Raw genomic sequence first — 26,104 nt, forward strand, 5'->3', positions numbered from 1 at the left:
CAGAGATACGCAGATTGATGATAAAAAATTTATCCGCGTTTATCTGCGTTCTTCTGCGGTTACAATGTTAAATTTAATTGACTTTGAATTTACTTGCAGTCGTTAATAACTCTTGCGCCATCTGTGATAGCTGTTGGAAAACTGCAGCTATTTCATTAGATTCAGCAAAAGTTCTGTGAGAAATGTCAGCAACATCTTTTATGGATGTTGTAACGGAGACAGATTGGGTTATTTGTGTTTGTGTTGCTTCTGTAATTTGTTTTAGAAGTAGGCTAATTTCTGTAGTAGCAGCAACAATAGCATTGAGATTTTGTCTGGTTTCATTGACCAAACCTGTACCTTCTAAAACTTGTTGAATACCTGTTTCCATTGCAACTGCAACTTCACCCGTTTCTTGTTGAATTTCTTGGACTAATTTCTCAATTTCTATAGTGGCTGCTGCAGACTGGCGTGATAGCGAACGGACTTCATCTGCTACGACTGCAAAACCTTTCCCGTATTCACCCGCACGAGTTGCTTCTATAGCAGCATTTAATGCTAGGACGTTCGTTTGAGTCGCAAAATTACTAATCAAATTTACGACTTTGGAGATTTTTTGTGAGGATTCACTTAAACGTTTAATCTTTTTACTGGTTTGAGCAACAGTTTCTCGAATGGCTTGAATAGCCTCTACAGTCAAGTTCATTGCGCGATCGCCTGACTCTACTGTCTGATTTGCTCTTTGTACTGCAACATTCACCAATTCAGCACTTCCTGCAACTGCTTGAGTAGAGTTCAACATCTGTTGTAACTCGTTTAAAGCGACTGTAATTTCTTCTGATTGTCTCTGTGCCAAATTTGTTAATCCTCCGAGTGCAAGATTGCTACTACTGGAAGTTTGTACTACTTGTTGAGCAGCATTTTGCAAATGAATGACAATCTGTCTGAGGGCTTGCAGTGTACCATTGTAAGCATCGGCTATTGTACCGAGGATATCTTCTGTAATAGGTGCGCGTACTGTTAAGTCACCATTCAGAGCGGGTCTAACTGCTGTAAGAAGTTGGATAGCTCCTTGTTGTATGGATTCTTTAGCTGCTTTTTCTCGTTCTGCGGCTTCTGCTAGTTGTATTGACTGCGTTTGCAATTGTTGCAGATATTCTGCTTGTTGAAGAGCCAAACCTAATTGGTCACCAATACGGGCTAACAAACTGACTTCTGATTCTTCCCAATTACGAGTCTCTGAATTTTGGTAAGCTCCTAGTAAACCCCACAATTTAGAACCAAAAAAGACAGGGACAATCACATAAGCTTTGACTTCAAACTGTTCTAGAACTTCAATATGGCAGGGAGCATGACCTGCTTTGTAAATATCATTAACAGCAAAGCTTTCTCCTCTAGCATATCGACCCCCTTTTGTATCTTGTATGTGAGTATCTTCCCAGACAGTTTTAATATCCGGTCCTACGAGTCTTACCCAACCACTCGCTACAGACTCTGTAATGAACTCGCCACTCCAATCAGGGTTAAAACGATAAATTCCTACGCGATCGCATCGCAGCAATTGCCGCACTTCTTGAGTTGCTGTCTTAAAAATCACATCTACGTTTGAAGATTGTCGGATGCGGTTGACGACTTTAGTTAAAGCTTTTTCTTGTTCAGCTATCTGAGAAAGCTTTTCTGATTTCACCCGCACTTGTTCGAGATACTCTGCTTGTGCGACCGCTACACCAAACTGCATCCCTATCTGAGTTAAAAAACTCGCTTCCCAAGCTTCCCATTCACGAGTGGCAGAATTTTGATAAGCACCTAGCAATCCCCACAATTTTGCTCCAGAGAACACAGGAACAATAATATAAGCTTTGACTTCAAATTGTTCTAAAATCTCAACATGGCAGGGAAAATGCCCTGCTTTATATATGTCATTCACGACGAAGCTTTCGCCTTTAGCATAGCGACCGCCCTGTGTCTCTTGCAGGTGGGTATCTTCCCACACTGTTTTGATATCCGGTCCTACAAGTTTTACCCAACCACTTCCCACTGACTCTGCTACAAATTCACCACTCCAGTCAGGATTGAACCGATAAACTCCAACGCGATCGCATCGCAATAAATGACGCACTTCTTGAGTTGTCGCTTGGAAAACTTTATCAATATCTGATATCCGTAAAACTTTGTCGATAACTTTGGCAACAGATTTTCTAGCTTGTGTTTGTTCTTGTTGTTGTTTTTGAGCTTGAATCTGCTGTAATCTATAAGTAAATTCTGTGGCAATTTGAACTAATAGACCAATTTCTACCTCTTGCCATTCATGAGGTGTTGCACAAAAGTTAGCTACTAGCAAACCCCAAGTTTTCTCTTCTACGATAATAGGTACGCTTAAACTGGATTTTATTTGGAATTTCTCAAGTAATTGTTTTTGATAAGGGGTGAGATCGACCTGGTTAATATCATCTATAGTAACAGGTTCCCCAGAATCTTCACTTCGATTTACGCCAAAAACGATAGGTGGGAGATTCTCTGCTAAAGTTGGTGTCCAACTAGTAACTCTTGTTTCTTCTATGACAACACCAGACTCGGGAGAATGAAAGCGATAAATTAAAACGCGATCGCTAGATGTTTTCTCCCTTATTTCTTTCACCATGACTTTCACTAAGGCATCAAAATCTGATGCTTGGCGCATTTTCAGTATGATGTCTTGTACTTGTCTTCGCCAAATTTTTAAGTTTTCAGAAACTGCATTTAAAATTAATATTTCGCCAGACGAACTATTTGCATATTCTAAGTGTTCCGAACCCTGATTGACTTGATATACAGCTGTCATAATTTAAACCTCAAATTTCATGTCTCGATCGCGATACGGCTTTAGCTATTTATAGAATTCTTCGCTATTAGCCAGATATTTCTTTTAATCTGATTCAATTGTAGATTTTCCAACTAGGAGAATGTACGATAGCAGATGCATCTAAAGAAATCGCCATATCTTCTGAATCATTTATAAAATAGCCTTGTAAAAATTGTGAAATCTCTGATGAAAATAATTGAGATTCTGGATATTTTACCTGGGTGGTATCTAATAACTCAATGTCCATAAGTTGTCGTACCAAAAGCCCAAGAGATTTTCCTTCACTATGCAGAACAATTGCCATGAGTTTTGAAAATAAATTCGTTTCATCAGAAAGTGGTGCATAGCCCAACATTTCTTCGAGATCCACTACCCAAAGCATCTCGCCTCGCCAGTTATACGTTCCCAGAACACAACTGGGCATCTGAGGAACAGCACATATTTCCATTAATGAAATTTGAAAGACTTCTATAATATGTTCTAAAGAAATAACAGCTGTATCTTTTAAACCTAAATAAAAACTTAAAAATTTTTGCCGTGTTTCCAAAGCATTTACCTCATTTTTATTTACTATTTTCATAACACTCAACGAGCGTTGTTTTTTTATTTTAAATGCCTTAAAGTCTTTAACAAGTCTTCTTGATTTACGGGTTTAGAGATGTAACCATCAGCCCCCAGCATAGAACCCCACATTTTATCAACGTCCGTATTTTTAGTCGAACAAATGACAACCGGAATTTTACTAGTACTTGGATTATTTTTCAATTCCCTACAAATTTCAAAACCACTTTTACCAGGCAAAATGACATCCAAAAAGATAACATCAGGTTTGTTTTTCTCTAGTTTTTCCTGAAGTTCCTCACTATTGGTGGCACTTACTACAGAGTAACCTGCAGACTGTAAGTAACTTGTAAGAACTTGCATATCAGTTAAGGCATCTTCAACAACTAAAACTGTAGTCATAAGAATTACTACTTAAATTAAATTAGAAACAAGACAGAGTTGAATTGAATAATACTCAATTCATTGAATGAGTCAAAAATATTTTTAGCTTTCTTCTATAGTGATTGATCTTTTCTCAACTTACTTCAGTATAATTACGCACTATTACATAACTTTACATGGATTCTTTATAAGTAGTGATATAGAATTAATTGTTGATTTTGAACATGCACAAAACAGGAAATCTTTCCTCATGAATGATTTGAGAAAATAGGCATCATTCCTATCACAGTTATTTAGCAGCTAACAAAAAAAACCACTCAAGTGGTTTTTTAGTTTTAGTCTGTAAAAAAACTTCATTTGAATAGTAAAGAACTATGTTCTAGAGAAAGTTTTAAAATCTGCTCTCATGAGTTTTGACAAACAGTGTTTGTTATGAATTTTTACAATTAAGCAGCAAAAATCATGAACCAGTCAAGGGTAATGCTTGTGAGCTAGAAATATGTTTATCTGATGACTTCGGAGCTTTTAAATACTTACGCAAAATCACTGTAACTTTATCAGCAGCTATTGGTTTAGTGATAAATTCTGTCGAATGAACTACCTTAGCCCGAACCCTATCCATCAGCCCATCATTACCTGTTATGATAATAACAGGGGTATCAGCAAAAGCAGAAATTCGTCGCAGTTGAGAACACAACTCATAACCGTTAACAACTGGCATAATGAGATCCAAAAAAATTAAGTCTGGCTTATGCTGAATTATGGTTGGCAATGCCTGTACTGAATCTTGAACCTTAATAAACCTCAGTCCATTAGAAGTTACAATTTTCTCCAACATTTGGCAAACTTGGAGACTATCATCTACACAAACTACCAATGGAGTTGTTGCGTCTACAGCTTTACTAGAGGTAGAGTTATTTTGAGTTTCTGCGATCAAAGGTAAATCGGGAACGTCAACCAATTCAATAATTCCTTTTTGAACGTAAGGAAGCAAAGAACGGATAACTGACAAAGGATTGTGATTCATTTTGACAGCTAAATCCCGCAGGGTGTATTTACCGTTGAGCAGAGTCACAAAATTTTTGTAAACAGATGAATTGACTTGTTGTTCGAGTCGATCTGGTTTACGCAGTACGGGTGCTGAATCCGGAAAAATGTTTCCTAAACTAGATTCTAACCACAGTTTCCACGAATCTTCTACTTGCTTTAAAGATAGATCGGCACTTGTGAAACTAACAGGAGCTTCTAAAACAACTTCTTGATTGCGTTCTGCGCGAAGTTCGGTATTGCCATCATTAAAATGTACGGTATCAAGATTGGCTTGCTGTACTACATCAAATAATAGTTCAAAGATTGTGTTATCCACAATCATTTTGATTTGTTCTCGTTTTAGTTTTTGTCTTTGATGTAAAATTCCTAAGATACGATAATCCCAATATTCAAGTAATGTATCTTCTATGCGAAACCGCATCTTTTCAAGATCCATCTCAGGACAGTGCTGAACCATATGTCTGCGCCAGCGTCGCCAAGGATGAGTCCCACCTGTCGCCCAGACGATCCGCCCCAGACGGTAGTAAAAGGTCCATGCTTTTCCCCGAGCGTTTTTTATGTCCAATTTACCGCTGTACTGTAATTGAGAACACGTGATAAATGCATCAAATAGATTGCTGGGTACAATCTCTTTTAAATGGTTCATGCTTTCTCCCTGTACTGTAACTGTAAAAGTTGTTATACCATTTTAAATGTTAGATTTTTCTGAAAGTTAAGCCGATCGCACTGCTGAAAGAAATAGACTCAAGACTGCTCGGTTAAAAATTATTTGCGCTCTTGAGAAACCAGGTTTCTGTTCCGGGTTATCAAAGCAGTATTAAGGCTCAACTCACCGCAAAGCGCCGCTCTTCATTCATAAGAACAACTTGGATTTTTTAAATTTGGAGGTCTCTTAGACAGATAAAATTGCTATAGCCCAAAAGTAAAATATAATCAGCCTTAATAAATTATCATACATATTAGAAAACTATATTAAATCAGTATAAATTCTGATTTCTAAACCTCTTAAGCCAAACGTACAATCGGCAAGTTTGGCATTAATTGGCTTCCAATTCTTTAATTTATGAAAATTATAATTATCTTTGTGAAGATAAGATATTCGTTGCAATATTCAATTGATAAAACATCACATTTTTATAGTAAAAAGATGAATTTTTCTTATAAAGTTTTAACCTGATTTCTTAGCGTTATTACATAAGAAATTATCAGAAAACACTGACTTGACCTCTTGAATTTCTTCTTTCTCAGTATCCTAAGTATGTTTTTTTGCTAATTTACATCTTGCTGCTTCTCAAAAGGATCGGGTCGATACTGGCAAACATACGCAATAACCGACTTTGCAACCTGTGTTTTTTACCAAAAGATAATGGTATAAGATATAAACTAACAGATATTGAGCTTAACCAATTCAATTGCTATTTGACATCTGTATGTTTCCTTAAATTAAGTATAATTTTATGTACTTCCTTTAACTTTTGTTAAAATATTATGTAAAATAATTAACATCATGTTAGCTATATATACTGAAACCGACTGTGATTGAGCGCTATTGATATTAGCGATCGAAAGTTTAAAAGTCAGAGTTAAAAACTTTATGTGTACTTAAGTACTAAAGTTATAAAACATAACCCGATTTGGACAAATAGATTACCAAACCTTATGAGCTTTTTCTGTTGAAATGCTTGTTCAAGTACGTCAAGAGATCGCTCTTGTGTTTGTTCAGAAACATATTTACTCTACGTATTTTGCCAAAATCCTTTCGGACGATACCGAGCGCGTACCAAAATTTCTTTGCACTGTGGCCTAGAATAGTCCTGTTCTCGCCAAGTTTTACGTAGAGAAAATTCTGCTGATGTAGGGGATATTCTCTCGATCTCAACAACTTGGTACTCCCACTTGACCCTTCTGCGCTTGCAGCATTACCGTACAAGAATCTGTCATTTGAGCGCAGAAAGGAAGTAAGAATGTTGAGTCATATCCCTTTACTGACTTTTATAACTTGCAACTGCTGCTCTGAGATTACCCTGGTGTTCTGATAAAAGCTTTAAACCTTCCTCTTGTTCCAATCCAGTCCAATGCATCAAAAGTGCTAACTTGACCCATTTACCACTCCGTTCTAACAAAAAACCAGCTGCATCTCGACTTAAGCCTGTTAAGTCTTGTAATATTCGCAAAGCGCGATCGCGTAACTTTTGATTTGTCACCGCCACATCGACCATGCGATTGCCATAAACTTTGCCCAACTTGACCATAATCCCTGTAGAAAGGATATTTAAAGCCAGCTTTGTCGCCGTCCCCGCTTTTAAACGAGTTGAACCCGCGAGAACCTCCGGTCCGGTCAAAAGGCGAATATCGATATCAGCGTCACTAGTAACTTGCTCAGCCGGAACACAGGCTATAAATATAGTCTTAGCCCCCCGCTGTCGGGCTGCACTTAATGCACCATGAACAAACGGTGTGGTTCCGCCTGCTGTAATACCAACCACAATATCAAGTTGCGTAATCTGACGCTGAGCGATCGCAGTTTCTCCATCTTGGACGCGATCCTCTAAATCTTCGGAACTGCGAAGGAGTGCGCCTGCACCCCCTGCAATAATACCTTGTACCATTTCCGGGGAGGTACAAAACGTCGGTGGACATTCTGCGGCATCCAATACCCCCAATCTACCACTTGTTCCCGCACCAATGTAAAACAGGCGTCCTCCGTGACGCATTCGTTCTGCACAAAGTTCAATCGCTTCTGCCAACTGGTTTTTAGCTGCAGCTACTGCAGCTACTGCCTTTGCATCTTCACGATTAAACAATTCTACGAATTCCAAAGTACCGAGCTGGTCTAAGTTAAGACTATCTGGATTGATTTGCTCAGTTAAAAGATGTCCGCGCTCCTGCAAATTTGCCATTAACTACAATAATCCTTCTAGTTTGCGACGAATACTCTCTAGCTCTGACTGAGATAACTCTGAATCGTCCTTCGACTCTTGAGTGCGATCTAAAGTTCCCTCCCCCGCATCTTCTTTTGAGTTTGGGTCCCAATCGGTTTCATCAACATTCACCTCAGGCGGAACGATCAAAATACTGCCGTCACTTGGGATGATTTCCCAATCATAGTCTGCGCTAGCACAAAATTCTTCCACTTCCTCTGAATCAATTGCCTCTACCGTAGGTGAGAGAAAATCTTGAGCTTCCAACATAAGGGCAAAGCGTGTGGCATCGTCTTCCGACTCAAACATCAGAACTTTATTGCGATCGCCCACTTGAATCGTATGAATTCCCTCATTTTCTGTTCTGGCGTTAAACAGTAGTACAAAAACACGCATGGATGTAGTCTTTTAGTTTTGTATCTTGAATTCCATAATACTTAAACAAGGACAAAATGAATTAACCCTATCTCAACGACCTCCCTGTTGATAGTGCTTGCATCTAACTTGACCCTAGAGACATTAAGAACTGATAATGTGCAGGTATTTGTCACATCTTGCAAAAATATGCATATTTGCTAATTAGTTATTCAAAAAATTGTCGCTTTCCTACGGATTTTCTCTCAAGTGGATGAAAGTCGAATGAAAATGGTTAATCCTGATAACGGAATTGAGAGCCCCTTAGCAATTACCAATTTGGCAAGAACTTAACAAGAACGTTGCTGTTCGTACCTAGAAAAAGTGAAGACTCCGGTTAAGTTATCACTTTATTGTTTATTGTTAAGTAGGATTGCTAGTTCCGTATTTGGTATCGCCGGTTATCCTTGAGTAGGCATAGCCATGATTCTGCCAGTTGATTGTCATTTTTGGCTGTAGCAGATACATTCGGTAAGTCAACAGTGAAACGACATGACGAACGCTTGTAATCCAGAACATCCCTCAAAACCCACCCGTTCTAACAACTCTGTCAAAAAAGCTACTTGGTTGCTCGTTTTGAGTAGAGGTGGCATTGCCTTGGGTGGATTTCTGCTGATTGGACTTGCAGGCGGCGCATGGCGATTGTGGAATTTTATACGTACAGAGCTAGTACCACTGGCGGAAACAAGCCTCACGACCACGCTCAACCGCCCCGTAGAGTTGGGAGATGTCAAAGAATTTTCTCTCACTGGAGTAAAGTTTGGTGCTTCAGCACTACCTGCAACACCGACAGATCGAGACAAAGCGACTGTGGAAGCAGTCGAAGTCAGTTTTGACCCATTAGGGTTACTGTTGAACCGACATCTCAAGCTAGATGTTACCCTAGTCAATCCCGATATCTATATAGAACAAGATGAACAAGGGAACTGGATTACTGCCACCATTGCACCTCCAGGTAAAGAAGGACCAATTAAAACCGATTTAGATAAACTGCGGGTTCGCAATGCTCGGTTAGTCCTAGCACCTATGAGGGGTGGGAATCTGTCACAAATCTCTCCCCCAGAAACAATTTCCAACACTCCCACCTTTTCATCTCCCTCTCCCCCCTCCCCTTCATCCCCCCAAACCCCAGTTACCAATACCCAATCGCCAGTAGAATTTTCCCAACTCAATGGAACTGCTCAGTTTTTAGAAAATAACGAACTGATAAAATATGATATCAATGGTGTGCCAAAGACCGGTGGTAACATATCCATTCAGGGAGAAACTCACCCGAAGACATTGGCGTTTGAAACTAACTTACATTTGAAAGGGGACTTAAACGCCACAGAAGTCACTCGTTTGATTAAATTGCCCATCTTTTTACTCAACGGTCGAGTTCAAGCCGATTTAAAGATCCCCAAGCTGCTACTCAAGCAACAATCTGAAAAACCAAAAAGCCCTTGGATTTATGGAACGGCTACCGCGCAAGGAGTGACGCTTCAGGTTCCCAAGATGCCACAACCGTTTATCAATTCTCAAGGTAACTTGCGATTTGATGGTAGCCGAATTCACTTAGATAATGTGAGAACTCACTATGGCAAAATTCCCCTCATTGCTAGTGGTTTTCTTGATACCGAAACAGGCTTTCAGTTAGCAGCACGTGTCAATGCTGTTAATATTGCCCTAGCCAGAGAAACTCTTAACATCCAACTTCCCTTCCCTACCCTTGGGGAAGTAAAAGCTGACTTACAAGTTCTGGGAACAACAGAGAAACCCATCCTTTTGGGTAAAGTTGCCACTATCAAAACTGCCAGAATTGACAAAGTCGATTTTGATAGCGTTGGCGCACAGTTTGAGTTTTCTCCTGTTGCTTCCGTTATGACTTTTAAAAATATTAAAGGGAAAGCTGCAGTTGGTGGTGACATTACAGGGAATGGCAAAATTCAACTCAATGCCAATCCCCAGCTTACTCAACTTAACTTTAATTTTAAGGCACAAAATATTTCAGGAGATGATATCGCATTACTCTACGGCACAAAACCCCCGATTCAAATCGGTCAAGTTGCGGCTGTTGGCAAATTAACAGGAACTCCTGAGACAATTCAAACATCAGTGCAATGGCAAGCACCCCAAGCCACCTACCCCGCAACGGGTGAAGTTACCGTCGCACCGAATAAAACTGTTTCATTCCGCAATGTTGCGCTTCGTGTTGCTGGTGGTACAGTACGGGCATATGGAACTTGGAACGAACAGCAATGGCAAGCCGTTGCTGACGCATCTCAAATTGAAGTCCAACGCTTTGTCAATCCGGCGCAAATCCAAAACGTCTCTCTAAACGATGCGCGATTTAATGGTCGTTTCATCCTGTCGGGAACCTCCGCACCATTTCAGATTGCCACAATTCGTCCGGAAAATGCCAGAGTTCAAATTGCTGGCGGTACAGTTGCAGTTTCCAACCTCCAATTTAACGAGCAAAGCTTTTCCGCACAACTCGTTGCCAGTGATATAAGATTGGGACGTTTGTTAAAAACTCAGATACCCCCAGCTTTAACCGGACCGTTGGCGGGTAAAGTACAAGTATCGGGTAATACAAGTGATTTTAGCCTCAAAACTTTCCGTGCTAGTGGGGAAGGACGCATAGGGATTGGGAACGGTACAGTTACGGCTTCCAATATCCAAGTGGGTAACGGCGTGTATCAGATGCAACTTCAGGCGAATGATATAGCACTGCAGGAAGTCGCACAACTCCCTAAGGAGTATCGTGGAAAATTAACCGGTCAATTTAATGTTGCTGGGTCTGTAGAATCATTCCAACCACAAGCACTTCAAGCGATCGGTCAAGCACGGGTTAAGATAGCAGATGGCACGGTTATTGCAAATAATATTCAACTTGCAAACGGTCGGTATAGAGCACAACTCCAAGCAAATGATGTGGCGTTGCAGCGATTGGTACCGCAGTTACCTCCACAGTTTCAAGGTAGGCTGACTGGTTTGTTTAATGTGGCGGGTGGGATAGAGTCATTTAGCCCGCAAGCTATCCAAGCGATCGGTCAAGCAAGAGTTAATTTTGGTAGAGGCTCAGTCACAGCTTCAAATATTCAAGTGGCTAACGGTCGCTATCAAGTACAACTTCAAGCTCAGAATATACTCTTGCAGCGATTGGCACAAGTGCCTCAGCAGTTTTACGGAAACTTAACGGGTCAGTTTAATGTTGCTGGTTCTCTAGAGCCTACACAATTGCAAGCCATTCGAGCCACGGGTCAAGCAAAACTGAATGTTGCAGGTGGTGCGATCGCAGCTTCTAATATCCGCGTAGGTAATGGTAATTATCAAGCTGTGGTAGATGCATCAGGTGTAGACTTAACTCGGTTTTCACCAGATTTACGCGGACGGTTTGGTGCAAAGATGCAAGTAGCAGGTCGGGTGGGGGCTTTTGACATAGCATCCGTCCGTGCTGTAGGAGAGGTCAGGTTTTCTCAAGGAATTTCTGTTATCGAGCAACCACTGACAGCTTCTATTGGTTGGGACGGAAAACAAGTCATAGTTGAGAGAGCAACTTCTGCCGATTTAAATGCCAATGGTTACATTTTTGCCAAAACGAATCGAGTCGGAGTCCCGGAAATTACGGGATTAAATCTTAATGTCCAAGCCCAAAATGTCAATCTGCAAAAGTTACCCTTATCTCTTCCCAATCCTGCAGTTTTAGCAGGTAAAGCTGACTTTGGCGGAAGAATTTCAGGTCAATTGCCAGTTCCAGATATTCAAGGACAATTGAGGTTGCGAGATTTGGCAGTCAATCAGATAGCTTTTGAATCTGTGTTAACTGGAAATATTCAGCTGGTACGAGGACAGGGTTTTAATTTAAATGTAGCAGGAAAACGAGATCGTATTGCTTTAAATGCAGGTGCTGTAGGTAAAGATGCATCATGGAGCGTCTCTACCTTTGATGTCCGGTGGCAAAATGCTATGGCTTCCGGTCAATCAAAAGGGGATGTTTTGGCAATGAAGGTGGAAAACTTCCCCCTACAAATATTAAATATAGCTCCTCCGGCGACTGCTCGCCTTGGGACGAGTGCGATCGCTGGATTGTTAACGGGAAGTGCTGAGTTCAATCAAAAGACATTTGCAACTTTAGGGAATATTACCATTGAAAAACCGCAATTTGGAAGGATTGCAGGCGATCGGCTCAGCACGCAATTTCGGTACAGTAATGGCAAAGCAACCATTACAAACAGTGAATTTGCAAAAGGTGCAAGTCGTTATGCTCTAGCAGGTACTTTTGCCCAAACTGCCAAAGGTCCGCAAATACAAGGTAAGCTAAACGTCACAAAAGGTGAAATTCAGGATGTTCTGGCTGTACTGCAGTTATACGAATTACAAGATGTCCAACGCGGTATGGCAGAACCAACTTATGGTAAAGCAGCAGATTTAGCCAGCATCAAGCCAGTGGGTTTACCCGACAAGCCATTAATTACGCAAATGCAGCGCTTGGCTGAAATTGATTATTTGCTCTCGCAGCAGCAGCAACAACGGCGCGATGCTTCTCCTATCCCAGACTTAGCAGATTTAAGTGGAACTTTTAGCGGTGAAGTGAGCGTAGATACAGCAACTGCAACCGGGTTAAATGCAAACTTTAATTTAAACGGTCAAAACTTTGCTTGGGGAAGAGGAAACGAACCCAATCGTTACTATAAAGCCGAGCAGATCGTTGCTCAAGGGAAATTTGAAAATGGAGTTTTGACACTTCTACCTTTACGGCTAGAATCGGAAAACAGGCTGATTGCTTTTACAGGCAATATTGGTGGAAAAGAACAGTCCGGTCAATTGCGTGTCACAAATTTCCCGATACAAGTTTTAAATAATTTTGTGAAATTACCAGTTGGTTTAACGGGTAATCTTAACGCAACAGCCGCTTTAGCAGGTAGCATTAACAATCCACAAGCCAAAGGGGAATTAGAAATCCGAGAAGGAACTCTCAATCAAAAAGGTGTTGATTCAGCGAATGCAAGCTTTAGCTATAACAACGGTCGCTTGGATTTTGGCAGCGTTGTGGGGGTTTCGGGTGATGAGCCGGTGAATATTAGTGGTAGCATCCCTTACAAATTACCTTTTGCAACCACAGCACCAAATAGCAATACAATTAGTTTAGATGTGAAGGTAAAAAATGAAGGATTGGCAATCTTAAACTTGTTAAATAACCAAGTTGCCTATGAAAGCGGTGAGGGAGAAATTGACCTAAAAGTGCGGGGAAACTTACAGAAACCAACTCTCAATGGAATTGCGAAAATTAGTCAAGGGATTTTTACATCCCAATCGCTACCAGGAAAGATTACAGATGTTATCGGAAAGGTAAATTTTGATTTTGACCGCGTTATTGTGGAGAATCTTCAAGGTCAATACAATAATAAAGGTGCGATCGAAGCCAAAGGGCAGATTCCCATTTCCAGCAAAGAAAAACTGGAAAACCCTCTGACTGTGAGTTTGCAACAATTAGCAGTCAATTTGAAAGGGCTGTATCAAGGAGGAGTGGACGGTAAGCTAGAGATTGCAGGATCTGCTCTTAGCCCTGTCATTAGCGGTCAAATGGCATTAGATAACGGTGAGGTATTGCTAGCAGAAGCAGCTGAGGGTACAACAACTCCTGGGACGGGTAGTGGGATCGGTAGTGTCAGCGATATGCGGCTCAAACAAAACAAGCAAACAACTCCTACCGTTGAAAGTAATGAAACCAGACTGAACAATCTACAGATAACACTTGGTAAAAATGTCAAAATTACTCGCCAACCGATTCTTAGTTTTCGGGCGACTGGTAGCCTCAATGTCAATGGTCTGTTGAGTCAGCCAGTTCCGGAAGGAACAATTACACTCAAAGAAGGAAGTGTCAATTTATTTACAACAAGATTTAATCTCGTGCGTGGTTACTCTCATAAGGCTATCTTTAGAGAGAATCAGCCAAGGGACCCGGATTTAGATATTCAGTTGTTTGCCAAAGTGTTGGATACGACTCAAGGTACCGATTTAAATAAAGCAAATATTACAGGATTAGCGTCTTTAGAGACAGTGCGTGTTGAAGCTAGGGTAGAAGGACCTGCGAGCCAACTTGATAAAAATCTTGAATTGGTAAGTTCTCCCGCACGCAGTCAAACAGAAATCGTTGCTCTATTGGGTGGTGGATTTATCGATACTCAAGGACGTGGCGGTGATAGTACATTAGGGCTGATTAATATAGCAGGTTCAGCCGTGTTGAATAATTTACAGGGACCTCTAAACCAGTTGGGAACCGCACTGGGGTTAAGCGAACTGCGTGTATTCCCAACAATTCTTTCGGATAATCCAGAAGCAGGTCGTAACAGTTCTAGTTTGGAGCTAGCAGCAGAAGCTGGAATCGATATTACCCGCAGAATCTCTGTTTCCGGGCTAAAGATTTTAACAACTGGCGACCCCGTACAGTGGGGTGTCAACTACCGACTGAACGACTCAATTCGTCTCCGTGGTACAACTAATTTTTCTGATGACAATCGCGCTGTCGTTGAGTATCAAAAACGGTTTTAAAAGGATAAAGCATCAAGGATGAAATACGGCACATATAATTATTGAAGAAGGCAGAAGTACGAAGGCAGAGGGCAGAAGGTTCACCAATGCATTTAGAAGGGGATTCAGACCCCTCCTAAATGGTAGCGACTGAACGGAGTTCAGTCGGGGTCTTAAACCCTTGTTCCCTTTGGTCACTCGCAGAGAGCGGAGCCAGTATTCTCGAATGCCTCCTGCAAAGCTGCCCTCTGCCTTTCTTGATAAAAGTACTGTAGGGTCGGCAGTAACCGCCACACAATGAAGACGTTATGACACAAGCCTTAACAAAAATAGTTACTTTTGATGAGTTTATTGCCTGGTATCCAAAAAACTTAGGAATACGATACGAACTACATAATGGAGAAATTGTTGAAATGTCGCAGCCTGCAGGCAAACATGAAAAAGTAAAAGGTTTTTTGGTTAGAAAGCTATCTGTGGAGTTTGACCGATTGAATCTCCCCTACTTTATCCCCAATCAAGCAATCGTCAAACCACCTAACAAGGAATCAGGTTATTTTCCAGATATATTAATACTTAATGACGCTGCTTTAGCTTCAGAACCTCTTTGGGAAAAATCTTCTACTGTTATTTTTGGTGCATCCATTCCTTTAGTGGTCGAGGTTGTTAGTACGAATTGGCGTGATGATTACTATATAAAACTGGCTGATTATGAGGAAATGGGTATTCGTGAATATTGGGTTGTGGACTATGCAGCATTGGGCGCTAGGAAGTTTATTGGGAATCCCAAACAATCGACTTTTTCACTTTATCAATTGATTGATGGGGAATATCAAGTGACTTTGTTTCGAGGTAGCGATAAAATTGTATCTCCAACTTTTCCCGAGTTAAATTTAACTGCCGAACAAATTTTTCAAGCTGGTCAATAAAAGAAAAGACTTGCTCGCAAATAATATCATGTTCGGATGAACACTTACACGCTTAGCGTGATGAAAGTCTTCATCCTTTACCCTTCATACTCGTTACTTTCCCATATTCCGTTTCATCTGTTCGAGTTCGTCTTGGGTTTCCCAACGGCGGAATTTTTCTTCTAGATCGTCATAACCACTGGAATAACTGCTAGTAGAATTCCAACCTGCGGTTTCCAACCTCTGCTGGCTTTGAGCGCGTGCTGTTTGTGCTTCTCTGGCTTTGGCTTGCACTTCCTGTCTTCTCTGCTGAATTTTTCTCAGTAGTTCCTTGGCTTGGTTAATCCGTTCCTTTACCCCTTGCATTTGTCCCCAAAGCTGGTTTCCCTCACGCAGTAAGGCGGCTTCTCGTTGTTGTGCTGCAGCTATCAAATCTTGTCTGTTGGCAGTTTTTGCCTTTTCTACCCGAATATGCCACTTTTGAATTTCTTGAGCAGTGGACAACACATCGTCTTGCGATCGCTTTTCTTGCAATTGCAAATCTGCAATTAATTTTAACGTATCTTCCTCTTGCTGCCGCAGTTGCTCGAGTAGCGCTTCTAACTCCAAATGCGGATTGTTACGCAAGAATTCTTCTAAACGGTTTTCTAGAAACCTACTTAGGTCATCAAATAAGCCCACTGCTAGAACTCCAGAGGTTAGTTATTTCTCTATTGTAGTAATTATTGTTCGGCACGAACAGCAGGTTATATCCGTCTTGCTATGGCGTTAAAATATACTTCTATAAGTAGATGACAATTCTCCTCAGAGACTGCAATTCTAGATTACTAAGATTTATTAATATCATTATATTGTATTAATAAATACTCTACATCACAGTAATTCCACTAGCATTGCTGACTTATGGTTCTCATATTTTCAAAATCTTAATTTTGAAGAATTCACTCTGTAATTTCCAACCCCTGATGTTTCAATGTAACTTAAGATATGAGAATATGAATATAAAAAATTTTGCCAATACACAAGAAGTAGATATAACAAACTGCGATCGCGAAGCTATTCACATTCCTGGCTCCATTCAGCCTCACGGTATTCTGCTTGTTTTACAAGAACCAGATTTGGAAATTCTGCACATTAGTAATAATACGGAAAAATTGCTAGGATTGCCAGCAGAAGAGTATTTAGGACAGTATTTATCCATACTTGTAAAACAAGAACAAATAGCTGCAATTGAAGGATGTCTTCAAGAGAACTTTGAAAATATTAATCCTTTGAAACTTTCTGTTTTCAGTCATGGGAAGACCTGCTTGTTTAATGGAGTTATTCATCGCTCGCCACAAAACTATTTGATTCTAGAGTTAGAACCCTGTAGTTGTGAAGGGAGCACTGGGTTCTCTAATTTTTACTCTCTGACACGAAACGCACTGACTCAGATGCAACAAGTTTCAAACCTGAGCGAGCTGAGCGCTGTGATTGTTAAAGAAATCAGGAGAATGACAGGTTTTGACCGAGTTATGGTTTATCGGTTTGATGAGAACAGTTGTGGAGAAGTGATTGCTGAAGATAAATCGGAACAGATAGAATCATACCTCGGCTTGCGATACCCAGATCTTGATATACCTTCCCATGCAAGATATTTGTATACCCTTAATCCCCTGCGGCTCATTGCAGATGTCAACTACCAACCTGTAACTATTGTCTCCAAAATTCAAAATTCTCTCGACCTCGATTTAACCTATAGCGTGTTGAGAAGCGTTTCCACCTGCCATATCCAGTATTTGAAAAATATGGGGGTTGGGGCGAGCATGTCAATTTCACTTGTAAAAGATGGGAAATTATGGGGTTTAATCGCATGTCACCATCAAACGCCGCGATTTGTCTCCTATGAAATTAGAACAGCTTGCGAGTTTTTGGGAAAGGTCATGTCTTTAGAACTCGCTTCTAAAGAAGAAAATGAAAATTTAGAATACAAATTGCAGTTAAAGTTCGCCCAAACTAAGTTTATCGATACAGTGGCTCAATCACAAGATTTTGCTGAGGCTCTATTCCAAGACAGAGCTAGTTTGCTACAGCTTGTTAATGCTGAAGGGGCTGTAGTCTGTACAGATGGTCATTTGACGCTTGTTGGTAAAACTCCAAGTGAAGCAGCTATTCACGAGCTGATTTCTTGGTTGGATGACAAGTTTCAGAATTACCTTTTTGTGACTGATTCCTTATCCAAGTTTTATCCAAAGGCAATAGACTTTAAAGAGGTAGCTAGTGGATTGTTAGCTCTTTCTATAGCTAGGATTCGCAATCATTATGTTTTGTGGTTCCGCCCGGAAAGATTGCAATATGTGAATTGGGCAGGAAATCCCCAACCAGTGAATACAATAGCACCTGATGGCAGTATAACTCTGTGCCCGCGTAAGTCCTTTGAGTTGTGGCAGGAACAGGTCAACGGAACATCTTTACCTTGGCAATCTTATGACATTGATGGAGCAATTGAGTTGAGAAGTGCAATTGTAGGGATTGTACTTCGTAAAGCTGATGAATTGGCAGCAATTAACTTGGAGTTAGAACGCAGCAATCATGAGTTAGATGCTTTTTCCTACATTGCTTCTCACGATCTTAAAGAACCTTTGCGAGGTATTCACAATTACTCCACCTTTTTACTAGAAGACTATGCCAAGATTTTAGATGAACCTGGTGTCTCAAAATTAGAAACGTTGGTGCGGTTAACAAAGCGGATGGAGGATTTGATTAATGCTCTACTCCACTTTTCCCGTTTGGGACGACAAGAATTGAACGTGGAGTTAATTGACTTTAATGAATTGGTACAAAATGTCAATGAAATATTTTGCATGAGTTTGGGGAATAGTAATATTAATATCCGAATTCCCAAACCTTTGCCTGTCATTAAGGGCGATCGCATTTTACTGGAAGAAGTCTTAATCAATTTGATTGGGAATGGCTTTAAATATAATGAAAGCCCTGAAAAATGGGTAGAGATTGGGCATTTAGATTCGGTTAACGAACAAACCTTCCCCGTATGGACATTTTATGTAAAGGATAATGGCATTGGCATTCGTGAAAAACATCTAGAAACTATCTTTCGGATTTTCAAACGATTGCATGCTCCCGGTAAGTATGGCGGGGGAACAGGGGCAGGGTTAACTATTGTTAAGAAAATCATCGAACGACACAATGGAAAGATCTGGGTTGAGTCTGCTGAAAGTCAAGGCAGTACTTTCTACTTTACGTTGCCAAAGTGAACAGAAATTATGGAAAAATCATTTGCTCAATTATCTCTCAATACCTCCTACCATAACTACGTCATTTTGGTGGTCGAAGATAGCGATGAGGACTTTACAGCATTCACCCGTGCGCTTCGAGAAGCTTCTTGTGTCTGCTCGGTATATCGCACTTGTGATGGTGATGATGCATTAGATTATCTGTACCGCCAAGGAGAGTATGCCAATTCCACTCTATCGCCCCGTCCTGCACTTATCTTGATAGATCTAAATTTACCGGGAACAGATGGACGAGAAGCGATCGCACAAATCAAACAGGATCGTTTGCTCAAAAGTATTCCCGTGATTGCACTGACTACGTCTTCTAGCCCCAAAGATATTGAAGCTTGCTATCAGTACGGTGTGAATTGCTATATGCTTAAACCAATTGGTGTGGAAGCTTTGAGAAAAACTATTCGGAATTTTTTGGACTACTGGTTTGATACCGTTGTTCTTCCCAATACCATACAGCAATAAACATGACATATGGATAGCCAACGCACCATTTTTATCATTGACGATTGTGAAGAAGACCGCATAGTTTACCGTCGCTTCCTAGAGCGCGACAAACGCTATACGTGTAAAATTGTGGAATTTGAATCAGCAGCGGAAGCAATTGAGATTTGTAAGTCTTGGATTCCCGATCTGATATTAGTAGACTTTATGCTACCGGATGCAACTGGGGTGGAATTTCTTGAGGAATTAAAACTTTCCACTGATAGAAATTATTTGCCTGTCATTATGTTAACAGGGCAAGGTGATGAAAGCATTGCCGTGCAGGCGATGAAAAGTGGCGCACAGGATTATCTAGTTAAGGGAAAACTCACTGATGATACTTTCTACCGTGCTAGCTATACTGTCATGGAACGGGTGCGTCTCATGCAGCAAGTGGACTTACAGCAAGAACAGCAACGATTGATTGCTGCAATTGCTCTCCGCATTCGTTTATCCTTGAGTTTGGAAATAGTTCTCAATACCGCAGTAGAAGAAATTCGCGATTTTCTGAAAGCAGACCGAGTGATAGTTTACCAGTTTCATCCCGACAAGAGCGGCACTATCGTAGCAGAATCCGTTGTAACTGGTTGGAAAAGTTGCTTGAATGTCAGGGTTGAAGATAGTTGTTTTCAGGGTGTAAGAGGAAGTTATCACCGCAGTCATTCTGGTGCAGTTAACGATACACGCCAAGCTGCATTATCTGATTGTCATGTAGAACTTTTAGAACACTATCAAGTTCGAGCCAATCTCTATGTCCCAATTTTTTCAGGGACTCAACTTGTAGAAGCCGATCGATGTTTGCTCAGAAATGAACCTCCCGTTTGGGGTTTGCTCATCGCCCATCAGTGCGGAAATCCCCGTCAATGGCAACAATCGGAAATGGATTTGCTAGAGCAGCTCTCAGTACAGTTAGCGATCGCAATTCAACAGGCAGAACTTTACGAAAACTTGCAAAGCCTCAACGCAAAACTAGAAGCTAAAGTCCTAGAACGAACCGCAGAATTACAGCAAAGCGAGCGGAAATTCCGTGCAATTTTTGAACAAACTTTTCAATTGATTGGGTTGTTAACTCCAAAAGGAGCAATCTTAGAACTCAACCAAGCATCTTTGGAATTTTTTGGTGCTAAACGTGAGGATCTCAAAGGGCAACCTTTTTGGGAATTATCTTGCAATAAGACATTACCTAGCGTTTATAAAGGTTTGCAAAGAGCGATCGCTCTAGCATCTGTTGGCAATTTTGTGCGATATGAAGTGACATTACCCAATGCACAAGGTATTGAAAGGACTATAGATTTTTCCATCAAACCCATATTTAACGAGATGGGAGAAGTCGTTTTGTTACTTCCTGAAGGGCGAGATATTACAGAACGCAAGCAAGCAGAGGAAGCTTTGTGCGATCTCAATGAAGAATTAGAAGCAAGAGTTCATCAACGGACCAATGACTTAGCACAAGCCAATATAAACCTTAGAAGCGAAATAGCTGAACGCCAAAGGGTAGAAGATGAATTGCGGCGAAGTGAAGAGAAGTTTCGCCAACTAGCCGAGAATATTGGCGAAGTTTTCTTCATATATAACCACGATCTGAGCGAAACAATTTATATTAGCCCAGCATATGAAGAAATTTGGGGCAGATCTTGCTCAAGTATGTATGAAAACTCTTTGTCTTGGTTAAATCTTGTCCATCCTGAAGACAAAGACACAGTTATGCAATCGTTTGATGAGCATAAGTATATTGAAGGATTTAAGCAAGAATATCGTATTATTCGAGATGATGGAGAGACTCGTTGGATTCGCACTCAAAGCTTCAAGGTTCGAGATTCAGCAGGTGCAATTCAACGTATCGTCGGTCTTGCCGAAGACATTACCGAACGCAAACGAACGGAAACAGAGCTCCAACGTCGCCAACAGGAATTTTTGGCTTTGCTTGAAAATGCCCCTGATATTATAGCTCGAATTGAGCATAATTACCGTTATTTATATATCAATCCTGCTGTAGAAGCAGCATCAGGTTTGCTCAGGCAAGCATTTATTGGAAAAACGACTAAAGAACTTGGATTTCCCGAGGAGACAGTCACTCAGATAGAATTTGGAGTCAAGCAAGTTTTTGAAACCGGCCAAGAGCATTTTATTGAGTTTAGCCTTGATGGTTTAAATGGTTTGAAGCACTACCAAGCTCGAATGGTGCCTGAGCGAAATTCTCATGGAGATTTATCTTCTGTGTTGTTAATGAGTCGTGACATCACGTTGCTCAAACAAACTGAGATGGAAATGCGAGAAACCAATGCTTTATTGCAAGCAATTATTCAGTCAGCGCCAGTCGGGATTGATTTTGTTGATATTCATGGCAAAATTGTTCTTTGGAATCCCATGAGCGAGCGTTTGTTTGGTTGGGAGGCACAAGAAGTCATTGGCAAGTCTTTACCAATTGTACCCGATAAGGAACGGGAAAAATTTGGTGAATTGGCAAGCCAAACTTTTGCAGGTCAGGGATTAACCCAAATCGAAACTCAGCGTCAACGAAAAGATGGATCGTTAATTGATATCGGCCTTTCGACTGCTGTAGTTAGGGATATACAGGGAAATATTATTGGTGGTATAGGTATTTGCCAAGATATTAGCGAGCGACAAGCCGCCCTAAGAGAACGCAAACAAGCAGAGTTAGAACTTCTTCGCAGTCGCGATCTCCGAGAAGCCATCTTCAATGAATCGGCTGATGCTATTTTTCTTGTGGATGAGGATACGCGCCGAATCATTGATTGCAATCGTCGTGCTATTAATTTGTTTGAAGCATCTAGTAAAGAAGAACTGATTAACGATAATGACCGGACATTACAACACTATCCACTGACATTTGAAGAATTAGAAAAATTAACAGAAGAAGTTAAAACAAAAGGATTTTGGAGTCGAGAAATTGAATATAAAACTCTTAAAAACAACTCATTTTGGGGAAATTTAGCTGTTAAGCAAATCAGCATTGCGGGGACTGTGAGAAATTTAGTACGAGTGACAGATATTAGCGATCGCAAGCAAGCAGTAGATCAACTAGAACATTCGCTAGAAGAAAAAGAAACTTTGTTAAAAGAAATTCACCACCGAGTTAAAAATAATTTGCAAATTATTTCTAGCTTGCTGCGAATGCAATCGAGACGCGCTCGGGATGAATCCACCATGATGTTATTCCAAGAATCCCAAAATCGAGTGCAATCCATGGCACTCATTCACGAACATCTTTACCAATCACCAGAAATTTCACAAATTGATTTTGGGGAATACATTCGGAGTTTAACAGACAACCTATTCCGATGCTATGGTATCAGTCAAAAAGCGATCGCAGTCACAATAGAAACTGGTGGTATTAAGCTCAACCTTGATACTGCTATACCTTGCGGTCTACTCATTAACGAGCTGGTTTCCAACTCTCTCAAATATGCTTTTCCCAAAGGAAGACGTGGCGAAATTGCCATTTGTTTGGTATCTGCTACAGACAATACCATTACATTAACAGTTAGTGATAGTGGTATTGGTATTCCAGAGTCCTTAGATTGGAGTAACACCAATTCTTTAGGTTTAAGGATCGTGCATAACTTAACAAGGCAACTCAAGGGTACTCTCACTCTAGAGCGCAATAATGGCACTGCTTTCCATATCACTTTTTCTCCAATATTAAAAACTTAATTTGATTGGTAGTTAGTTGTTGGTTGTTAGTAATTTATACTAACAACCAACAACTCACAACCAACAGCTAACCACTAATAACCAACAACTAACCACTAACCCTAAAATCTATGAATTCTATCAAAATCCTAATTGTTGAAGATGAACAACTTGTTGCTGACGATCTTAGAGAAACACTAGAGTATTTGGGATATATTGTACCGACTATGGTTGCAACAGGAGAAGAAGCTATTGTAATGGTCGAATCACTGCAACCCGATTTAGTATTAATGGATATTCGACTGGCTGGAGAAATCGATGGAGTAGAAGCTTCCGAACAAATCCAATCCCGTTTTAACGTACCTGTTGTCTATCTAACTGCCAATGCAGATCGAGCTACTTTAGAAAGAGTGAAAGCCACCCAACCCTTTGGCTATATTTTAAAACCCTTTGATGAAAGAATATTATCTACGACTATCGAGATTGCTATATCCCGTCATCAAGCAGAATTTGAGGTACAAAAGGCATTGTCTACTGCTCAAACAGATAAGCACGTTGCTCAGTCTCAATCCCAACAGAAATCTCAGTACCTTTATATGGCAGCCCATGAGTTTCGCAATCCCCTAACAACAATTAGGCTTGGTGCAGAAATACTCAAACACTATGGCGACAAAATGACGCAAGAAAGCAAAGAAAACCAACTCAATCGCATTCAATCTGCTACAGAAGACTTAATGTATTTGTTAGAAGATATATTAACATTAGGGCAAGCTGAAACAGGAAAAATTCACTACGAACCCGTTCCTATGGATTTGATTTCCTTTTGCAGGGAACAAGTAGAAGCTTTGCAAATGACAGTAGGAAACGAGTATACCATAAAGTTTTTAGTCACAGGTAACCAAAGAACTGCTTATCTTGATGAAAAACTCCTCTGGCACTTACTGAATAATCTGCTTTCCAACGCTATTAAATACTCCCCACAAGGTGGTGAAGTATCGCTCATTTTGTACTGGGAAGACGATAATATTTGTTTTGAGGTACGGGACGAAGGAATTGGAATTCCACCAGAAGCGCATGCAAACCTATTTGAACCATTCCAACGAGCTCTTAATGTAGGTAAAATTCCCGGTACGGGATTGGGATTGGCAATTGTGAAGCAGTGTGTGGATATGCACGAAGGTTCAATTAATTTTAAAAGTATTGTCGGTCAGGGTACGACTTTTGTCGTTAAGCTACCCGTTAAGGACAAAGATCGCGAATAAGCTGAACTACGCACGCTTAATACCAAGCATGGATTTTAGATTTTGGATTGAGAAAGCTTTGCCCGGTCTTGAGGGTAACCAACTATCTGTCGCATTCTTTTTTCAAATTGGAATAATATAACAAAATTTAAATTTCTTTAAAAACTTGCTTTTATTTGCATGACACGAGCAAGTAGGATTCACACCCTACAAGAGCTACCTCTTAATACAAGACTCATTTTATTTAATTAAAGTATGAAAAACTGCTAACTTTTATAAAGAAAATTGAGCGTTTTGTTAACTGAAAAAATATTGTAATTTCTAAATACAGCGCTTTGCATCTGAATGAGGTACACCCCCCTTTCATCCCCCCTTAGTAAGGGGGGACAGAGGGGGGTAATTTTTGTACCTCACCAAGTTGAAATCTGCTGTATTTTAGAAACTTTCATACTCGATTGAAGAGAATTCTTTGTTTGCAACAAGTGCGATCGTAAGTTGTATTTAAATCAACAAGTAAGCAAAACCACCCACTTAACCAAAGCGGTAAGGTTGGCAGTAAATCACCGCTGTTAAAACTTTCGTACCAAATATCCAAACTCGGTTGTTCAGAACGTTCTACCACCCGATAAGCAACAGCGTACAACGTTGACTTGATAGAGATTCTTTGCGAACAATTCCCATATTATATCATTTCATTAAACGATTGTTACATAATGTTGGTTATGTGAAAACAATAAAAAGACGATGAAAAAAACATTTGTAACTATTTTTGCTATCGTTGCTGTCCTTGTGTCTTTAATATCTGTTCCAATTCATCAAGCTAAATCTCAAACACCAACGCTTTGGAACATCTATAACAATACCTTAAAGACTGCGAAATATGTCGATCTCACTCATGCATTTAATCCAACTATCCCTGTATGGTCTGGCTTTAAGAAAGCTCAGTTTAAACCAACTGTAGCTGGAACAGACATACCAAACTACATTCAAACGGGACAAGAGTATACTTATAAAACGCATGGGTTTATTGCGACTGCATACGAATTTCCTACTGACCAATATGGAACGCAACTTGACCCCCCTGCTCACTGGAACGAGTACGGTGCAACTATCAGCGATCTCCCCCCTACCTATGCCGTTAGACCGTTGGTTGTCATTGATATCCATAAAAAAGTGGAAGTAGAACCGGGTTATCATGCAACTGTTGGGGATATTCTTGCTTGGGAAAAAAAACACGGCACCATCCCAGAAGGTTCAGTGGTGATGATTCGTTCCGACTGGTATAAAAAGTGGTCTGATGTTGCACGATTCAATCAAAAGCCCTTTCCTGGAATCACTTTGGATGCTCTCAAATTTTTGCACTTAAAGCGCAAAATTTTATTTCACGGTCACGAACCTTTAGATACGGACACAACACCAACTTTAGAAGGGGAAGCTTGGTTGCTACGCAATCACTATACTCAAGCCGAAGGAGTTGCCAATCTCGATCGCGTACCGGAAACTGGTGCTCTGGTTGCTATCGGTTTTGCCAAACCAGAGGGAGGTACGGGGGGATTTGCTCGTTATATTGCTATTTGTCCATCTAACTGGTCTTATGGTGTATCGATCGCTGAAGCTCCTGGCGCTCCTTTGCCAAAACAACCCTATCGGCTTCAGCGCGATGTTAATGGCGTTCTCAAACCGACTCGGTCATAAGTTAAGTCGCGGTCATTGTCGTGATACAGGGAGAACCGTATCGGATTTTTAAACAATTATGCGCGGGGCAATAGTCAAAATTGAGGGCTTGCACGGTGTTATTCTTACTATCGAACGATCTGTGCAAACACGGAAAAACCAGCCCCCTATCTCCCTGTCGCCCCATCTGCCTTAGTGA

At 40.6% G+C, this 26,104-nt stretch carries 15 protein-coding genes; 7 read left to right on the forward strand and 8 right to left on the reverse strand.

The annotated features are described in order from the left end of the window. Positions 1-73 precede the first annotated feature (73 nt). The 6 genes from HC643_RS09525 to HC643_RS09550 all read right to left on the reverse strand — a co-directional run bounded on the left by HC643_RS09525 (position 74) and on the right by HC643_RS09550 (position 8,133). The gene (locus HC643_RS09525) at positions 74-2,800 is read right to left on the reverse strand and encodes a GAF domain-containing protein (protein ID WP_038076572.1); all 2,727 of its coding nucleotides are present in this window, start codon (positions 2,798-2,800) and stop codon (positions 74-76) included. A gap of 94 nt (positions 2,801-2,894) precedes the next feature. Continuing rightward, positions 2,895-3,401, reverse strand: a complete 507-nt coding sequence (locus HC643_RS09530; RefSeq protein ID WP_237265860.1) for a chemotaxis protein CheW — start codon at positions 3,399-3,401, stop codon at positions 2,895-2,897. Between the two features lie 23 nt (positions 3,402-3,424). Beyond that, positions 3,425-3,784 (reverse strand): response regulator transcription factor, encoded by a 360-nt coding sequence (locus HC643_RS09535; protein WP_038076578.1) that lies wholly within the window; start codon positions 3,782-3,784, stop codon positions 3,425-3,427. A gap of 442 nt (positions 3,785-4,226) precedes the next feature. After that, positions 4,227-5,462, reverse strand: a complete 1,236-nt coding sequence (locus tag HC643_RS09540; protein WP_038076580.1) for a response regulator — start codon at positions 5,460-5,462, stop codon at positions 4,227-4,229. A 1,336-nt stretch (positions 5,463-6,798) separates the two neighbouring features. Further along, positions 6,799-7,716: an N-acetylmuramic acid 6-phosphate etherase gene (murQ, locus tag HC643_RS09545; protein WP_038076582.1), complete on the reverse strand. Its 918-nt coding sequence runs from the start codon at positions 7,714-7,716 to the stop codon at positions 6,799-6,801. A gap of 3 nt (positions 7,717-7,719) precedes the next feature. Beyond that, entirely contained in the window at positions 7,720-8,133 is a 414-nt protein-coding gene (locus HC643_RS09550) for a DUF3110 domain-containing protein (protein ID WP_038076586.1), read from the reverse strand. Between the two features lie 510 nt (positions 8,134-8,643). Here HC643_RS09550 and HC643_RS09555 point away from each other — a divergent pair. Then, the gene (locus HC643_RS09555; RefSeq protein ID WP_038076589.1) at positions 8,644-14,685 is read left to right on the forward strand and encodes a translocation/assembly module TamB; all 6,042 of its coding nucleotides are present in this window, start codon (positions 8,644-8,646) and stop codon (positions 14,683-14,685) included. A gap of 287 nt (positions 14,686-14,972) precedes the next feature. Next, on the forward strand, positions 14,973-15,590 hold the full coding sequence (locus HC643_RS09560) for a Uma2 family endonuclease (RefSeq protein ID WP_038076596.1): 618 nt from the start codon (positions 14,973-14,975) through the stop codon (positions 15,588-15,590). Between the two features lie 93 nt (positions 15,591-15,683). Here HC643_RS09560 and HC643_RS09565 read toward each other — a convergent pair whose 3' ends face one another. Continuing rightward, a complete protein-coding gene (locus HC643_RS09565) occupies positions 15,684-16,250 on the reverse strand; it encodes a TIGR04376 family protein (RefSeq protein WP_038076598.1) in 567 nt (188 codons plus the stop codon). Positions 16,251-16,564: 314 nt separating this feature from the next. Here HC643_RS09565 and HC643_RS09570 point away from each other — a divergent pair, with 314 nt between their 5' ends. The 4 genes from HC643_RS09570 to HC643_RS09585 all read left to right on the forward strand — a co-directional run bounded on the left by HC643_RS09570 (position 16,565) and on the right by HC643_RS09585 (position 24,252). Further along, positions 16,565-18,823: an ATP-binding protein gene (locus tag HC643_RS09570; RefSeq protein ID WP_167844645.1), complete on the forward strand. Its 2,259-nt coding sequence runs from the start codon at positions 16,565-16,567 to the stop codon at positions 18,821-18,823. 9 nt (positions 18,824-18,832) lie between these two features. Continuing rightward, positions 18,833-19,318, forward strand: a complete 486-nt coding sequence (locus tag HC643_RS09575) for a response regulator (protein WP_050046183.1) — start codon at positions 18,833-18,835, stop codon at positions 19,316-19,318. Positions 19,319-19,327: 9 nt separating this feature from the next. Next, positions 19,328-23,011: a PAS domain S-box protein gene (locus tag HC643_RS09580; RefSeq protein ID WP_050046182.1), complete on the forward strand. Its 3,684-nt coding sequence runs from the start codon at positions 19,328-19,330 to the stop codon at positions 23,009-23,011. A 110-nt stretch (positions 23,012-23,121) separates the two neighbouring features. Continuing rightward, the gene (locus HC643_RS09585; protein WP_038077171.1) at positions 23,122-24,252 is read left to right on the forward strand and encodes a hybrid sensor histidine kinase/response regulator; all 1,131 of its coding nucleotides are present in this window, start codon (positions 23,122-23,124) and stop codon (positions 24,250-24,252) included. Between the two features lie 424 nt (positions 24,253-24,676). Here HC643_RS09585 and HC643_RS09590 read toward each other — a convergent pair whose 3' ends face one another. Further along, entirely contained in the window at positions 24,677-24,874 is a 198-nt protein-coding gene (locus tag HC643_RS09590; protein WP_050046181.1) for a hypothetical protein, read from the reverse strand. 101 nt (positions 24,875-24,975) lie between these two features. Between HC643_RS09590 and HC643_RS09595 the strand changes: the two genes are divergently transcribed. Next, positions 24,976-25,926: a cyclase family protein gene (locus tag HC643_RS09595; protein ID WP_038077173.1), complete on the forward strand. Its 951-nt coding sequence runs from the start codon at positions 24,976-24,978 to the stop codon at positions 25,924-25,926. The last annotated feature ends 178 nt before the right edge of the window (positions 25,927-26,104 follow it).

The sequence above is a fragment of the Tolypothrix bouteillei VB521301 genome (genome assembly GCF_000760695.4).
GTDB lineage: Bacteria > Cyanobacteriota > Cyanobacteriia > Cyanobacteriales > Nostocaceae > Scytonema > Scytonema bouteillei_A.

What these genes read in the sequence shown, in the direction of transcription:
- HC643_RS09580 (WP_050046182.1), top strand. Translation starts at nt 19,328, where the DNA reads ATGGATAGCCAACGCACCATTTTTATCATTGACGATTGTGAAGAAGAC.
- HC643_RS09555 (WP_038076589.1), top strand. Translation starts at nt 8,644, where the DNA reads ATGACGAACGCTTGTAATCCAGAACATCCCTCAAAACCCACCCGTTCT.
- HC643_RS09525 (WP_038076572.1), bottom strand. Translation starts at nt 2,800, where the DNA reads ATGACAGCTGTATATCAAGTCAATCAGGGTTCGGAACACTTAGAATAT.
- HC643_RS09550 (WP_038076586.1), bottom strand. Translation starts at nt 8,133, where the DNA reads ATGCGTGTTTTTGTACTACTGTTTAACGCCAGAACAGAAAATGAGGGA.
- HC643_RS09530 (WP_237265860.1), bottom strand. Translation starts at nt 3,401, where the DNA reads ATGAAAATAGTAAATAAAAATGAGGTAAATGCTTTGGAAACACGGCAA.
- HC643_RS09560 (WP_038076596.1), top strand. Translation starts at nt 14,973, where the DNA reads ATGACACAAGCCTTAACAAAAATAGTTACTTTTGATGAGTTTATTGCC.
- murQ (WP_038076582.1), bottom strand. Translation starts at nt 7,716, where the DNA reads ATGGCAAATTTGCAGGAGCGCGGACATCTTTTAACTGAGCAAATCAAT.
- HC643_RS09570 (WP_167844645.1), top strand. Translation starts at nt 16,565, where the DNA reads ATGAATATAAAAAATTTTGCCAATACACAAGAAGTAGATATAACAAAC.
- HC643_RS09575 (WP_050046183.1), top strand. Translation starts at nt 18,833, where the DNA reads ATGGAAAAATCATTTGCTCAATTATCTCTCAATACCTCCTACCATAAC.
- HC643_RS09535 (WP_038076578.1), bottom strand. Translation starts at nt 3,784, where the DNA reads ATGACTACAGTTTTAGTTGTTGAAGATGCCTTAACTGATATGCAAGTT.
- HC643_RS09585 (WP_038077171.1), top strand. Translation starts at nt 23,122, where the DNA reads ATGAATTCTATCAAAATCCTAATTGTTGAAGATGAACAACTTGTTGCT.
- HC643_RS09540 (WP_038076580.1), bottom strand. Translation starts at nt 5,462, where the DNA reads ATGAACCATTTAAAAGAGATTGTACCCAGCAATCTATTTGATGCATTT.
- HC643_RS09595 (WP_038077173.1), top strand. Translation starts at nt 24,976, where the DNA reads ATGAAAAAAACATTTGTAACTATTTTTGCTATCGTTGCTGTCCTTGTG.